The 15,680-nt window shown below is 43.1% G+C and carries 13 protein-coding genes; 9 read left to right on the top strand and 4 right to left on the bottom strand.

What is annotated here, in order from left to right; genetic code table 11:
- Both OGH69_RS05465 and OGH69_RS05470 read left to right on the top strand, forming a co-directional pair.
- Entirely contained in the window at positions 1-975 is a 975-nt protein-coding gene (locus tag OGH69_RS05465) for a GNAT family N-acetyltransferase (RefSeq protein WP_265173443.1), read from the top strand.
- 14 nt (positions 976-989) lie between these two features.
- Positions 990-2,273 carry an O-antigen translocase gene (locus OGH69_RS05470; RefSeq protein WP_265173444.1) on the top strand — a complete coding sequence of 428 codons (1,284 nt, stop codon included), beginning with the start codon at positions 990-992 and terminating at the stop codon, positions 2,271-2,273.
- Here the strand turns inward: OGH69_RS05470 and OGH69_RS05475 are convergent.
- Positions 2,270-3,415: a glycosyltransferase gene (locus OGH69_RS05475; RefSeq protein WP_265173445.1), complete on the bottom strand. Its 1,146-nt coding sequence runs from the start codon at positions 3,413-3,415 to the stop codon at positions 2,270-2,272. The genes OGH69_RS05470 and OGH69_RS05475 overlap by 4 nt on opposite strands.
- Before the next feature lie 42 nt (positions 3,416-3,457).
- On the opposite strand from OGH69_RS05475, the gene OGH69_RS05480 reads away from it, so the two are divergent.
- Together OGH69_RS05480 and OGH69_RS05485 are read left to right on the top strand one after the other, a co-directional pair.
- Entirely contained in the window at positions 3,458-4,555 is a 1,098-nt protein-coding gene (locus tag OGH69_RS05480) for a glycosyltransferase (protein WP_265173446.1), read from the top strand.
- Positions 4,555-4,956 (top strand): sugar 3,4-ketoisomerase, encoded by a 402-nt coding sequence (locus OGH69_RS05485; RefSeq protein WP_265173447.1) that lies wholly within the window; start codon positions 4,555-4,557, stop codon positions 4,954-4,956. Before OGH69_RS05480 ends, OGH69_RS05485 begins: the two co-directional genes overlap by 1 nt.
- Here the strand turns inward: OGH69_RS05485 and OGH69_RS05490 are convergent.
- The 3 genes from OGH69_RS05490 to OGH69_RS05500 are packed head-to-tail and all read right to left on the bottom strand — an operon-like array spanning position 4,947 to position 7,498.
- On the bottom strand, positions 4,947-5,879 hold the full coding sequence (locus tag OGH69_RS05490) for a glycosyltransferase family 2 protein (protein WP_265173448.1): 933 nt from the start codon (positions 5,877-5,879) through the stop codon (positions 4,947-4,949). The two genes, OGH69_RS05485 and OGH69_RS05490, sit on opposite strands and share 10 nt — an antisense overlap.
- Positions 5,880-5,883: 4 nt before the next feature.
- Positions 5,884-6,771, bottom strand: coding sequence for a glycosyltransferase family 2 protein (locus OGH69_RS05495; protein ID WP_265173449.1), 888 nt, complete (start codon positions 6,769-6,771; stop codon positions 5,884-5,886).
- A 43-nt stretch (positions 6,772-6,814) separates the two neighbouring features.
- Positions 6,815-7,498 carry a cell division ATP-binding protein FtsE gene (locus OGH69_RS05500; protein ID WP_265173450.1) on the bottom strand — a complete coding sequence of 228 codons (684 nt, stop codon included), beginning with the start codon at positions 7,496-7,498 and terminating at the stop codon, positions 6,815-6,817.
- Between the two features lie 266 nt (positions 7,499-7,764).
- On the opposite strand from OGH69_RS05500, the gene OGH69_RS05505 reads away from it, so the two are divergent.
- The 5 genes from OGH69_RS05505 to OGH69_RS05525 all read left to right on the top strand — a co-directional run bounded on the left by OGH69_RS05505 (position 7,765) and on the right by OGH69_RS05525 (position 15,679).
- Positions 7,765-10,779, top strand: coding sequence for a tetratricopeptide repeat protein (locus OGH69_RS05505; protein ID WP_265173451.1), 3,015 nt, complete (start codon positions 7,765-7,767; stop codon positions 10,777-10,779).
- 8 nt (positions 10,780-10,787) lie between these two features.
- Positions 10,788-12,521 carry a porin family protein gene (locus OGH69_RS05510; protein ID WP_265173452.1) on the top strand — a complete coding sequence of 578 codons (1,734 nt, stop codon included), beginning with the start codon at positions 10,788-10,790 and terminating at the stop codon, positions 12,519-12,521.
- An 87-nt stretch (positions 12,522-12,608) separates the two neighbouring features.
- Positions 12,609-13,061, top strand: a complete 453-nt coding sequence (locus tag OGH69_RS05515; protein ID WP_265173453.1) for a GreA/GreB family elongation factor — start codon at positions 12,609-12,611, stop codon at positions 13,059-13,061.
- 246 nt (positions 13,062-13,307) lie between these two features.
- Positions 13,308-14,924 carry an asparagine synthase B gene (gene asnB / locus OGH69_RS05520; protein ID WP_265173454.1) on the top strand — a complete coding sequence of 539 codons (1,617 nt, stop codon included), beginning with the start codon at positions 13,308-13,310 and terminating at the stop codon, positions 14,922-14,924.
- A 164-nt stretch (positions 14,925-15,088) separates the two neighbouring features.
- Complete coding sequence (locus tag OGH69_RS05525) at positions 15,089-15,679, top strand: nucleotide exchange factor GrpE (RefSeq protein WP_265173455.1); 591 nt, start codon at positions 15,089-15,091, stop codon at positions 15,677-15,679.
- Position 15,680 lies beyond the last annotated feature (1 nt).

Genomic DNA, 15,680 nt, shown 5'->3' on the forward strand with positions numbered 1-15,680 from the left:
ATGGCGTATACTGTGCGTAAATATAACGGTAAAGATGCTTTGGCATGGAATAGCTTTATTACAGAAGCTAAAAATGCTACATTCCTGTTCCAACGGGATTTTTTGGAGTACCACGCTGACCGTTTTAGGGATTATTCACTCCTTATTTTTGAAACAGGGAATCTTATAGCAGTACTTCCGGCTAATATTGAAGGTGATACTTTATTTTCCCATCAGGGGCTTACTTACGGAGGCCTTATTTATGGAGAAAAAGTGAAGCTCGCTGCAGTGGTGCAGATTTTCAAAGCAGTGTTAACTTTTTTACATGCCAACGGGGTTAAAAAACTTTACTTAAAACTGGTACCGTCTATTTATCACAAAAGCCCTGCTGAGGAGCTAAGTTATGCACTTTTTCTTGCTAAAGCCAATCTTGTAAGGAGAGACAGCCTGGCTGTAATCGTAACTGAAAATCCTTTAAAGTTATCTAAAGACAGGAAAGACGGAGTAAAACGAGGCATGAAGAATGGGCTGAGAATAGTAGAGGAGCCCGCGTTTGAACTGTTTTGGAGCAAAGTCCTCATTCCGAACCTTCGTAGTAAACATGATGCCGCTCCGGTTCACACTGCAGAGGAAATCATAAAGCTTCATCGAAATTTTCCAGATAATATAAGGCAGTTCAATGTGTATAAAGATAATGACATTGTTGCAGGGACGACTTTTTTTGTAACCGATACTGTTGCGCACTCCCAATACACATCGGCATTGGCAGGTAAAAATGAAACAGGCAGTCTGGATTTTTTGTACAGCCACCTGATAAATAATGTATTTGCAGAAAAAAAATATTTTGACTTTGGCATTTCAAATGAAGACCAGGGAACGAAGCTAAATGGCGGCTTGAGCTATTGGAAAGAGAGCTTTGGCGCGCGTACCATAGTTCAGGATTTTTATGAAGTAGAAACCCGAAATTTTAATCTTTTGAGAGATTTTTTGATTTAAACCATTAATAGCGATTGTTAAACCTTATAAAGAACATATTTAAAACTAACCTATTCAAAGTGACCTCGCTCAACTCAGTTAGCGTGCTTGTGCGCATTGCCGGCGGGTTGCTGGCATCCGTAATGACGGCAAGGTTCCTTGGGCCATCCGGGATGGCACTCACGGGCAACCTGCGCAATTTTCTTACTTCTGTAGATACTTTTTCCATATTAGGATTCCAGAATGGGATTATAAAATATACAGCTGAGAACGCCGCCGAGGAGCAAAGGCTATTTCGGACATTGGGCACTGTATTTATCTCAATACTTATTACCATCCTTTTATTTAGCGTTGCACTTTTTTTTCCTGCATTGTTGTGGAGTAAATGGATTTTAAAGACCGAAGAATATGCCTGGGTATTTCGGGTACTTGCGCTTTCCCTGCCTTGGTATACCGGTAACCTTATTTTTATTGCGGTACTCAACGGACTTGGAAAATACAGGCAGGTCGTGAGCATCAACATATGGGGCAACATCGTTGGAGTACTGCTTTCGGCTCTGCTAATATGGAAGTTTGGCGTACCAGGTGCGTTCCTTGGCCTGATACTCTATCCGTCGATCATGTTCTTTTTATCGTTTTACCTGTTATACCGCATTTTTCCCCGTCTTCCCTTTTTAAGATGGAAGCACTTTGACAGGAAAGTTTTGAAAGGTCTGTTTTCTTATAGTGGCATGGCTTTGATATCTGCCCTTCTCGGCCCTGTTATCTACTTGTCTATACGAAACAATCTCATTGAGGTTTTTGGTGACCATGAGGCGGGCTACTGGGAAGCAATGAATCGTATATCGTCATTTTACCTGCTGTTTGTATCTACACTCCTCACACTCTACTTTCTTCCGGGCCTCTCGCAGGCTAAAACCCCGACAGAAACACGCTCGGTTTTCCGGAGCTATTACAGAGGTATAGTACCTGTATTTGCATTTGGGCTTATTGTAATTTATTTTCTAAAGAACTTTATTATCCGCACAGTACTTTCAGATGAGTTCCTGCCCATGCAAAACCTTTTCATCTGGCAACTGTCGGGCGATTTTCTTAAAGTGTGCTCTTTGATTCTTGGATACGAACTGTTGGCAAAAAAACATATAAAAATATTTATTATTACTGAAATAATGTCTTTTGCGATATTGTATGTTTCTGCATCTTATTTTGCTTCGCTATATGCCAGTGAGGGCGCTGTTATGGCACATTTGTTGACCTATTCAGTGTATTTGGCAGTATTGGCAGGTTATTTCAGGAAGCAGTTGTTTTTAATATCTTAAAGCCCCCACTTTTCCAAATACTTTTTAGCAATCATTACGTGGTCATGCTCCTTTTCTACAAAAGCCCGTGCTCTTTTTCCCATGGCAACAATTTCCGAGGGGTTTTCTATCAGGAAAGATAATTCATCCGCAATAGCCTGTACATCGGGAATGGCATTTACAACAACCCTTTCGCTTTGGGTTAGCCCGTAATGTTCCATAAATTCGTCCTCGGCACCGCTGAAAACCACTTTCCCCTTGGCCATGGCTTCCAGGGCATTGTACCCCTGATCGTAACCATAGATCTGGTCCAGCAGGATATGGCAACTGTTGTAGAGTGTAATGTAGGTTTCGTAGGGAACCGACCATGTAGTAATTACTTCTATGCGGTCGCCATATTTATTCTTAACATTGTCTAGGGCCTTTTCAAAGAAATCATTCCCTTTTTTGTAATAATTAACTTTATTAATGCCGTGAAATATCATGATTTTTGAGGTTATAGGAGATGGCACCTCCACTACAGCATTTTTTTTCAAATTGATAGGGAATGGAACGAGACCTGTCGATTTCGGGTGCCCCTGCAAAGGGAGTGCGTAATCCATGTCGCCGGGTATCACAGCATGAACATTTTCAAAGACGAATTCATGAAGCTTTTTGAAGGGCTTAGTTACATATTTTAGGGTGTATTTGCAATGTGTAGCGTTTGGGTTTACCTTGCAGGGTGTAAGAACAGAATATTTTGGTTTACCACTGAGCATGTATTTAACACAGATGTAATCATCACCTGAAGACGAAACAAACACTTTTTTATTTTTTTTAAAGATATATCCCAACATTTTCATTTCAAGGTAAGGAGTACTTTGGATGGGATACTCATTTACCATTTGTACGATATCATAGCCTGTGAATTTTTTACGCATCAGGTAAAAGCGGACTGCCGTTTCCCATTGGGCCACATCTGTTTTGAATATCCTGAATATGCCTTGTCTTATTTTGTTGAGGATATAAATGTCTTTAAACCAATAAGCATAAAGATAGATGTCGGCGGGATAATTTTTAAAATCGTTATCACTAACGAGTGTCACTTTGTGTCCCATTTCGGTCAGTCCTTCTTTCAGTGAGTTATGAAACCTGCTATATTCACCCAAAAGCAATATCTTCATTAGAATAATCTATATTTGCAACGAATGTAGCCAATATAGTTGATGCAGCAAACTAACGAAATAAAAATATGCCTCATTGGTGATATGCTTTCAGATGGCGGAGCAGAGCGCGTTACTGCTGATCTGTCGAACTATTTTCATTCACAAGGAATAGAAGTACATATAGTAATCATACAGAACAAAATTACCTATCCTTACTCAGGCGAACTACTAAACCTTGGGCTTGACCTTGAGTCTGGGCTGTTTAATAAGGTGAAAAGATTTATTAAACTACGAAAGTATTTTAGGAAGCACCGTTTTGACTTTGTAATTGATTTCCGTTACAAGAATAGCTATCTTCAGGAATGGATTATCAATGAGCTGCTCTATGAAAAGAAAAAAATTGTTTTTACAGTTCACAGTTCAGTGCTGAATTACTATATTCCTGAAAATAATTTTGTCGCACGGCTGCTATTCCGAAAGGCGTATGGCCTGGTTGCCGTATCTGACAAAATAAAGGATGATGTAATCAAAAGGCATCTAGGGCAGGATGTGAAGAGGATATATAATCCTGTGGACATTATACATATAAACAAATGCCTTGAAACAGAATTTGATACCAGTTATAGATATGTCCTGGCTGTAGGTAGCATGGACGGTAACATAAAGCAATTTGACCTTCTCATTGAATCCTATGCCGCTTCATCATTGCCGACTAAGGGAATCAAGCTAGTTATACTCGGGAAAGGGAAATTGATTGAGAGTTATGTCTCATTAGCCGAAAAGTTTGGATTGGGAGACATGGTAGTGTTTCCGGGTTTTAAAGATAACCCTTATGTATATATGAAAAATGCTTTATTCTTCGTTCTCAGCAGTCGCAGGGAGGGACTGGGCATGGTGCTTATTGAAGCATTGGCCTGTGGCACACCGGTAGTTTCTTTTAACTGTGATGCCGGTCCGTCCGAAATTATCCAACATGAGTATAACGGACTGTTGGTAAAAGACCAGGATTTTACAGCATTACGCCAAGCGATGGAGCGTATGGCTACTGATCAATATTTGTATGATAAGTGCAAAACAAGTGCACCTAAAAGCATCGGAAAGTTTTTTTTAGAAAGCGTTGGTGTTGAGTGGATTAATTACCTGAAAATTAAAATTTGATGTACATAAATTTAATTGACATACCAAAAGTAGAAGACGCTACAGGAAACGTAGGTATCATTGAAAAAAGTGTTGTGCCCTTTGAGATTAAAAGGGTCTTTTACTTATTTGATATCGCTGAAGGCGTTACCCGAGGGCGTCATGCTCATAAAAAATTGCTACAGTTTATTATAGCGATTTCCGGGAGTTTTGATGTGGTGATGAAAGATGGTACAAGCGAAGAGCGTGTTAACCTCAACAGCCCGGTGAAAGGGCTACTTATTCAGAATGGCATCTGGAGTGAACTGGAAAACTTCTCATCCGGGGCAGTCTGCATGGTAATCGCTTCCGAAGTTTATGATGAAAAGGATTATATTAGGGATTATAGCGCATTTCTTGAGTATGTAAAATCTCAGTCGTAGCTGTTCACTACTATGCCTTTCTTTAGCAGCAATCCTTTTATTTTACTGACCATCCGCAGCAAAGCTCCGGGCATCAGTAATAACAACCGCTGCTTGTAGTTCAGGCTTTTTGGGTCGATGCCTTTTACCATTTTCCTGTAGCCGGCTTCGTTGCCTTCCTTACGGTACTCTTTGGCCATAAAGTAACGGTTGAAGTCGAGATAGCGTTTAATGTCTTTCCGGTTTTTTGCTACAATCTCATACCTGTCAAAATTTGTAAGTGTCTTATTGCTTATTCCTGATCGGGTAATTTGGTTTTGCGAATCCATTGTATATGATACTTGTGGTTCATCGCAGTAGGCCAGTTTGAAAAATTGATGCGCCCGGATATTAAAATCAATATCTTCCCCAAAATTAATCCGTTCATCGTAGAGCCCTGCTTTTTCGAAAGCTATTTTGCGAACACACAAACATGAAGGGTAATAAATAGCTTCATTCAAATTTGATTTGTAAAAATCGACCACCCCTCTATTATTAGTAAGCTGTAATTTGAATGAAGGTACAATCACATTTTCAGGATAAACCTGTTCATATTTTGTAGCAAATAATCCTGCTTCCGGATAATCAACTATCAGTTGGCGAATGGTTTCCAAAAATTCCGGTTTCCATAAATCATCGGCATCAAGAAAGGCGATATATTCGGAAGATGCATTCTTAATGCCTGTATTTCGCGAAGCAGATAATCCCTTATTAACAGGATGACTGATGATCCTTATACGGCTGTCGTCAAACCGTTGTGCCACAGCAAGGCTGTTATCAGTCGATACATCATTGATGATGATCACTTCAAAATCGGTAAACGTTTGTGCCAGCACGCTGTTGATAGTGGCTGCTACAAAGTTTTCCTTATTGTAAAGCGGTATAACGATTGAAAAATAGGGCATACAATTACTTTAAAGAACAAAGATAGCCCAATCGGTACAAATCAAAAATAAAAAGTGACGGCTTGCTCCCCAACAGGTTTTTGCGAAAGGCGTTCTTAGTTGTGGAATGAAAAAGAGCCATAACAGGTAGCAATCCAAATTTCCTTAATCGAACATAGGCTTTGGCAAGCTTTATGTAATCAGGCGGCAGCAGTTTGTTGTCAAGCAGGTATTTAAGGCCCACTACAGCTTCTTCCGACTTCTTCACAAATAGTTCGCTTGTATCCAGACCCAGGTGATAAACCTCATTGGCAATATGTTCCACTTTTATATTGGCTTTCATGAGGTCGTACGAAAATAAAGTGTCCTCATATCTAAGGTTGGGTATTTCCTCATTGAATTTTACGTTCCTAAAAACCGGCTTGCTAATAGCAAAGTTCAGCGTGAGCAGGCTAAGGTAAGGCTCCTGTTGGCGAACATGTATTGGCAAGGCTTCGCGCTCATTGCCATATATCCAGCGCAATAGTCTATTTGCTGATGGCTGTTCGGGTCGGTATTTTATACTGCCATAAACTATTTTTTCCTCATGGTTAAGGCAGGGCAGGTAACCGGCAATAAAATTTTCAGTAATGGGGAGTGTATCAGCGTCCAGGAATAATAGCCACTCATACCGGGCATTTTCAGCCAACAGGTTGCGGATGGCGCTCCGGCCTATGTTCTTTTGGAGTAGCGTATAGCGGCAGTGCTCGAGGGTATTTATTTTTTCATTCTCTGCACGTTTGTTTCCATCCGGCGAGGCATCATCAAAAACAATAATTTCAAATTCAACCCCTTGTGCAATGGCTTGTTTTTGCAGTTCCGAAACCAGCGGAAACACATTGTAGCTGTATGTAGGGATGAGTATGGAGAGCAATCAGCGTTTTTTTATCAGTGAACTCTAATCCGATATCTAATAATTAAACCGTCCTCTGCACCACTTCAAATAATGTTCCCTCGTCGCACTTCAGTGTTTTTGCAGGGAATTTCATGATAAGTGCGTAGTCATGGGTAGCCATGATGATCGTCTTGCCATTTTGATTGATGTCGCGAAGCAGGTTCATTACCTCCACGCTGGTTTGCGGGTCGAGGTTTCCGGTAGGCTCATCGGCGAGGATCACTTCAGGATCGTTCAGCAGGGCGCGGGCCACGGCAACACGCTGCTGCTCACCCCCCGATAGCTGGTGCGGCATTTTCAAAGAAGAATGTTTCATACCCACTTTGTCGAGTACCTCATCAATCTTTACCTTCATTTCTTCTTTTTGGCTCCAGCCCGTAGCCCGAAGCACAAAGTGGAGGTTCTCAAAAACACTGCGGTCAGGCAGCAGTTTAAAATCCTGGAAAACAATGCCTATTTTTCGGCGCAGGTACGGGATGTCCCTCTCACGCAGTTTCTTCAGGTCATAATCCACAAATGTGCCCTCGCCCTCCTTAAGCTTAAGGTCGGCATACAGCGTTTTCATGAAGCTGCTCTTTCCCGATCCGGTTTTCCCGATGATGTAAAGGAATTCGCCATGCTTCACCTCAAGGTTGATATTGGTAAGGATGGCATTGCCTTCCTGGAAGATGTTTACGTTTTCAAGCGAAAGTACGGCCTGCGACATAGTAGTGCGTGAGTTTGTTTTGGTAAAAGTACTAAGATAACGGCGGTATACAAAATTTTATTTTTTCATGCTGCTGCTATTTGGTTTATCCACAGTTAATTGTTAATAAATACCCGTTAATAATAAATTAAAGCCTTTGAGGCAGCGTAGGTATATTCGTAAGTTTGGCGTTGCGGATTCCTGCAACGGGGAACTACAATTGATACTAAACCCTTGTGAATATCCGTTAAATAAAACAAAGGAACAGATTACTAAAAACACGAACTATGCGTATACTCAAAAGGTCCCTACCGTTTTTGGTGCCACTCTATGGGCTCACGCTCTCGGCACAGCAGTCGGCCATTTACACCCACGAGCTTAAGGATTATGACAAGGCTGTATCGCTTTACAATGACAAGCAGTACCAGGCTGCCCAAATACTTTTTGAGAAAACAAAAAGTGGCAGTCAGGGAATGGATGTACAAGCCGACTGTGCCTATTACATCGCTTCGAGCGCAATAAAGCTAAACCAAAAGAATGCCGATGAGCTGATGGAGGATTTCATTGAAGATTATCCTACAAGCCCAAAGCAAAACCAGGCGTATATTGAAGTTGCAGGGAATCATTTTCGCCAGGGGAGGTACAAGCAGGCACTGGAATGGTACGACAGGGTAGACGAGGGCAGCCTTGGTGAAACCGACCGCGACCGCTACAACTTCCAGAAGGGATACAGCTACTTTAGTGCTGGCGACAAAAAGAACGCCGACAAGTACCTTTTGAAGGTTAAAGATTCTAAAGAATACGGTTCGCAGGCCAAATACTATCTTGGTTTCATGGCCTATGAAGGGGATGACTATAAAAAAGCCAGCCAATATTTTGAGCAGGTGGAAGACAAGGAGAAGTACAGCGAAAAGATGTCGTACTTTCAGGCCGACATGGCATTCAAGGAAGGTCAGTTCCAAAAGGCAATCGACCTGGGTGTGCCGCAATTACCGAAAAGCGATGCCAACGAGAAGTCCGAGCTTTCCAAGATTATAGGGGAGAGCTACTTTAACCTCGGGCAGTACGACAAGGCCATCCCGCACCTTAAAAACTACCGAGGCAAGAAAGGCAAGTGGAGCAACACTGACTTTTACCAGTTGGGCTATGCTTATTACAAGCAGGGCGACTATGAGAACGCAATAACCGAGTTCAATAAAATCATTGGCGGTAACGATGCCGTGGCGCAGAATGCCTATTACCACCTTGGCGAGAGCTACCTGAAAACCGGGAAGAAGCAGCAGGCGCTCAATGCGTTCAAGAATGCATCTGAGATGACGTTTGAGGCTAAAATCCAGGAGGATGCTTACCTGAACTATGCCAAGCTGAGCTACGACATAGGCAACCCGTATCAAAGCGTGCCGGAGGTATTGGGTAATTTCCTCGAAAAATATCCGGCAACGCCATTCAAACAGGAGATACAGAACCTGTTGATCGATTCGTACATCACATCAAAGAACTATACGGAAGCTTTAGTGCTTTTGGAAAAAAACAAGTCGCCCGAGAACAGGGTTGCCTACCAAAAGGTAACCTTCTACCGTGGCATGGAGCTGGCTACCGACGGCAAGCACCAGGAAGCATTGGCGCTGTTCAAGAAATCATTGGCGGAGCAAAGGACGCCAAGGATTACGGCGCGTGCAACATTCTGGAAAGCAGAAACCGAGTACAATCTCGAGCAATTCAATGAAGCGCTTATTAGCTATAAGCAGTTCCTCGGTATGGGGGAGGCGAAAACTACCCCGGAGTATAAAAATATCCATTATAACATAGCCTATGCCTATTTTAAGCAAAAGGAATATGAGCAGGCTGCCAAGCACTTTGCCGATTATGTAGCTGTAGCCAAAGATGATAAAGTGCGCCTTAACGATGCATTGCTGCGTTTGGGTGACAGTAATTTTGTAACCGGTAAGTACTGGCCTGCGATGGAAGCGTATAATAAGGCAATAGATATGAAGGGAATCGATGCGGATTATGCCTTGTTCCAAAAAGGGATCAGTTATGGATTTGTGGGAAGAAACGAAAAGAAGATTGAAGACCTGACCAAATTCGCACAATCCTATCCAAAATCGAAGTATGCTGATGACGCACTGTATGAGTTGGGTAACACCCATGTAACCGAAAAGCAAACAGATAAAGCCATCCAAACTTATGATAAGCTGATTACTGATTATAAATCGAGTACATATGTGAGTAAGGCTATCATGCGCCAGGCGCTCATATACTATAATGCAGAGAAGGACGACCTGGCGCTTGCAAAGTTCAAAAAGGTAGTGGCTGAATTCCCAAATACGCCCGAAGCCATGGAGGCCGTCCAAACGGCCCGCCTTATCTATGTAGACAGCGGCCGCACAGATGAATATGCTGCCTGGGTGAAAACATTGACATTCGTAGATATCAGTGATGCCGACCTGGACAATACCGCATTTGAGGCGGCTGAAAAACAATATCTGCAAAACAATACCAAACAGGCAATTTCATCACTTAGCAGCTATGTGTCTAAATTCCCTAATGGTATTTCGTCACTTAAAGCTAATTTTTATCTGGCACAGTCGTACTACGCTGACGGGCTTGAGGCCAATGCTGTACCACACTATGAGTTTGTTATTTCGAAATCAAGAAGTGAATTTACTGAGCAGGCACTGGTAAGGCTGGCCGACATACACTTGAAGAAAAACGATTATGCAAAAGCCATCCCGGTACTAAAAAGGCTGGAAACGGAGGCTGACTTCCCACAGAATGTAACCTTTGCACAGTCTAACCTGATGAAGGGCTACTATGAAGGTAAGGACTATGGCAATGCGGTGGTTTATGCAGATAAAGTACTGGCAAACAGCAAGACCGAGGATAGGGTGAAGAGCGATGCGCAAATCATCATAGCACGATCGGCTATTAAAACCAATGATGAGGTAAAGGCTAAAGCGGCTTACGCCAAATTGCTTACCATTGCCAAAGGCGAGCTTGCTGCCGAGGCGATGTACTATGACGCCTACTTTAAGAATAAGGAAGGGAAATTTGAGGCTTCTAATGCTGTAGTGCAGAAGCTGTCCAAAGATTATTCGGGTTACAAATATTTTGGAGCCAAAGGCTTGGTGGTGATGGCGAAAAATTATTTCGGGCTGAAGGACAGCTACCAGGCGACCTACATCCTGGAGAGCGTTATCAAGAACTTTACGGCCTATCCGGAAGTGGTACAGGAAGCGCAGGCCGAGCTTGACATCATCAAGGGCGAAGAAGCGAAACGTAACTCATCCATTCAAAACTAATGCAAGCCATGAAGATTAATTTCAGATACATAGCCATAGCGATTGTATTCGCAGGAACACAGCAAACTTTCGCACAAAAGAAGGACGAAAACATAGGCACCGAGGTGGTGAACGTGGTGAAACCCTACACACCCACCATATCGGATGCCTTTAAGGTAAAGGAAACACCTATTATAGAAGACGATCAGGAAAAACAAAAGGAAGAGATAAAATACAATATCTTCTCGTTTCCTGTGGCTTCAACCTTTGCACCTGCCAAAGGTAAGGCGGCATCGGTAGATAAGGAAGCAAGGGAGAAATATTACAATAATTACGCAACGCTGGGTGTGGGTAACTATGGTACCATCAATGCCGAATTGTTCGTGACAGAGAATGTGAGTGATACCGACTACATGGGCGGTATGCTGCGCCACCTGTCGTCGCAGGGCGGGATAGATGCTGCAAAGGTTGACGACAAGTATTACAACACCGCACTCGACCTGACCTATGGCAGCCGCCAGCAGGGCTACAACTGGAGTACCGATTTGGGTTACCAGAACCAGGTGTATAACTGGTATGGACTTCCGTTGGAGTATGTCGACTTTGCGCCCGAAACCGTTGCAGAAGTTGACCCTCAGCAAACGTACCATACTTTTTATATCGGAGGTAAAATACAGACCAAGGACAGCTATTTCCATGATGCATCAGCCCAATATAAGCGGTTTTGGGATGCATATGGGTCAGCAGAGAACCGTTTCTTTCTGACACCTTCATTGGATATCCCTATTATGGATGAAAAGATTAAAGTAGATTTCGTTGCCGATTATGTGGGAGGGACTTTTGAAAAAGACATCAATGATGCTGGCGATTTAAGCTACAGCCATTTTAACCTGGGCATACAGCCAAGCCTGTTGTATCAAAAAGAGGATCTTTCGGTACAGCTGGGCGCGGGTATCTTTTACAGCATGGGTAAGATGAACGACGAAACGGACAACAAGTTTTTCGTTTATCCGCAGGTGAAAGCATCGTACAAAGTGGTGGGCGACCTGATGGTAGCCTACGCAGGAGCCGAAGGCACGCTTCGCCAGAATTCGTATGCCGACTTCGTAAGCCAGAACCCGTTCGTATCGCCAACACTTGCTGTTGCCCCAACCGACCAGCAGTATGATATTTATGTAGGACTAAAAGGCAAGCTGGCCAGTACGGTAGCCTACAACATCCGAGGCTCGTACATGAACGAGGACAATAGGGCGTTTTTCGTGAACAATGCCTCGCTTACTTCGTTGGGAGACGATGAAGGCTACTCGTATGGCAACTCTTTCGGGTTGGTGTATGACAGGCTGCAGACGATTAGCTTCTTTGGTGAATTAAAGGCCGATTTCTCTCAGAAAGTGCATTTTGGCATCAACGGAACCTACTACAGCTATTCGACTGACGACCTTGATGAAGCTTTTAATTTGCCGCAAATGAAAGTAGGAGCAAGCCTGGATGTTGACATCACACCTAAATGGTATGCGGGCACAAACATCTTCTTTACAGGTGAAAGGAAAGACGTTGTAATGCTTAATTCAGGCGATCTGGAAACCGTTACCCTGAAGAGCTTCTTCGACCTGAACGCGCACTTGGGCTACAAATACAACGAGCGCCTTATCGGCTTCCTGAAGCTGAATAACATTACCGGCCAGGATTACCAGCGTTGGGTGAACTATCCTGTACAGGGGTTCCAGTTCCTGATTGGGGCATCGTATAAGTTTAATTTTTAAATATTTAAAAGTTTAAAATTGAAAGATTTAAAGATTCGCTTTGCACGGATTTTTAAATCTTTCAATTTTTCAATCTTAAATCTAACATTGAATCTTCTCAAACAAAAAGTACTCGCTTACTATAAGCAGCAGGTGGATGATCGCATCGATGCCTTTCGCGACATGATCGCTGCACTCACCGAAGATGCCTCTAATGATGCTAAAGGTTCAGCAGGTGACAAGCACGAAACGGCGCTCTCCATGATGCATCTGGAGCAGGAAAAGCTCAATCATAAGCTAAAGGAATTTATCGATCAGAAAGCCATTCTAGACAAAATCAACCCCGAGCTTGAATTCCCAAAAGTCGCTTTGGGCAGTTTGGTGAAAGCCAACAACATGCATTTGTTCGTGAGTGCCGCATTACCTAAAATAACGATAGATGGAGTCACTGTAATTGCCTTGTCGCCACAGTCGCCATTAGGCATGAAAATGATGGGGATGGAGCAGGGCGATGAATTTGAGGTGGGTACTACAAATTATATAATTAAGGAAATTTTTTAAGTACATATTATTTATATTTCAAGCTGAACTACCATCCTGTCCGGATGGTTTTTTTTATAATTTGTAACCTACTATGTACAAAAACCGTTTTCGTAATGATAAATTGTTGCTATTTGGTTATTTTAAGTTTTATAATGAAAGTTAAAAGTGTTTTTATGTTTTAAAATTGAAACTAATATTACAATTTTGTCTTACTGAACATAATTAATAAAGGTTGTTCAGTTGCCATTTAAAACAGAAACAAGTATGTGCGGAATTTTAGCAATTATCGGAAAAGGAAAAGACGAGGCATTGGTTAAGCAACTTTCTAAAAGGATGTCGCACCGCGGGCCGGACGAAAGTGACCTTCATGTAACAGAGAAGGGTCATATACTGAGCCACGAGCGCCTTTCGATAATTGACCTGCATACAGGTAAGCAGCCCATTCAGGGTTCAAAGAATGCATGGATGGTACATAATGGCGAAATATATAACCATCAAAAGCTGCGTGAAACCGTGCTGAAGCACCATACATTCAGGACTACTTCAGATTCTGAGGTTATCGTACACCTGTATGAGGAATATGGCTACGATTTCTGTAACCTGCTGGACGGTATGTTCTCCTTCGTGGTGATAGATGGCGACGACTACATTGCAGGCCGTGACCCGCTTGGGATAAAGCCTTTGTATTATGGCCTCGACGAGAGGGGCAGGATTTATTTCTCCTCTGAAATGAAGTCGATTGCCGACCAGTGCCAAACATTCTCAACCTTTCCTCCGGGGCATTACTATACGCCGCAGACAGGTTTTGTAAAATACTACAGGCCGCAGTGGGAGGATGCTGCCAAAGCGGTCGAAGCGGTTGATTATGCCGCCATCCGCGAGTCGCTGACACAAGCTGTTGAGAAAAGGCTGATGAGCGATGTACCCGTAGGTGTACTGCTATCGGGTGGGCTTGACTCTTCCCTAACCTCTTCAATTGCATCAAGGCTGATGAAAGAGAGGGGACAGCTATTGCGTTCGTTCTCGATAGGGCTGGATGCCATGGCACCTGATGCTGTTGCGGCACGTAAGGTAGCGGAGTTTTTATGTACTGAGCATCACGAGATACACTTTACAATAGAACAAGGTATCGAGATTTTGGATAAGCTGATATGGCACCTTGAAACGTATGATGTAACGTCGGTAAGGGCCAGCACGCCGATGTACTTCCTTTCGAAAGCCATTACTGATATGGGCGTGAAAGTAGTGCTGTCGGGTGAGGGTGCCGATGAGGTTTTTGGAGGCTATCTGTATTTCAGGAATGCACCGTCGGCGGCAGCCTTTCAAAAAGAAACCATCGAAAGGGTGCAGAAGCTGTTTACCGCCGACCTGCTAAGGGCCGACAAGAGCACCATGGCACACGGGCTAGAAGCACGCGTACCGTTTTTGGACAAGCAGTTTCTGGAGCTTGCGATCAGGATTAATCCTGAAGATAAACAGCCGAAAACCTACGATGGCGTTGAGAAATACATTTTGCGTAAAGCTTTCGACACGCCGGAACAGCCCTACCTGCCGGATGAGGTGCTGTGGAGGCAGAAAGAGCAGTTTAGTGATGGCGTTGGCTACAGCTGGATTGATACCCTAATTGAATACTGCTCTGCACGAGTTACCGATGAAGAACTGGAAACAGCCGAACAGCGTTTCCCTTACAATACACCTGTTACTAAGGAGGCCTATTTTTACAGGTCTGTTTTCCACAAACATTTCCCGCAAGTGAGCGCGGCGCAAACGGTTAGGAAATGGATACCTAAGTGGCAGGAAAATACAGACCCGAGCGGAAGGGCCAACGCGGCGCACGTACACGCCGATACCGCAATTGCCCAAGTGAAGGCAGAAGCATAATTTCAGGTTTTTTGGAATTTAGTTTGTTTGTTTGTAGAAAAACGCCCCGACGAGCCGGGGCATTTTTTGTTTCTGTACATAAAAAATAAACCGTGACAATTTGACATTTTATTTCTTTTGGCAATACTTTTGCATTTCGCTTTAGCGAACCATTCGAAAATTTAATGTTTAAGAAAATATTTAAAAATATGAGCCAGGAGAATTCTGAAAATGTGGAGAAAGACTTAACGCAGGAAGAATTGATCAATGATGCCGAAAACACCGAAACTACTGCCGAAGCGGGCATACCGTCTGCTGAGGAATTGACCGAGGAGCAAAAGCTCAGGGAAGAGGTAGCTAAGGAAAAAGATAAGTTTTTACGCCTGTTTGCCGAATTTGAAAACTACAAGAAAAGGACATCCAAAGAGAGGCTGGACCTGTTTAAGACTGCCAACCAGGAAGTTTTACAGGCGCTTTTGCCGGTAATGGACGATTTTGACAGGGCGCTGGCACAAATTGCAAAGTCGGAGGATGAGGTGCTGCTAAAAGGGGTAGAGCTGATTCATAACAAATTGAAAGACACTTTGGTATCCAAAGGCCTTGAGCAGGTAGAGGTAAAGGCAGGCGATGCTTTTGATGCAGATTTTGCCGAAGCAATCACACAAATACCCGCGCCATCACCGGAACTTAAGGGCAAGATTGTTGATGTGGTAGAGAAAGGCTACAAGCTGGGCGATAAGATAATCCGTTTCCCTAAAGTAGTGATAGGTAACTAAG

The organism is Flavobacterium sp. MFBS3-15, from assembly GCF_026107645.2.
Lineage (GTDB): Bacteria > Bacteroidota > Bacteroidia > Flavobacteriales > Flavobacteriaceae > Flavobacterium.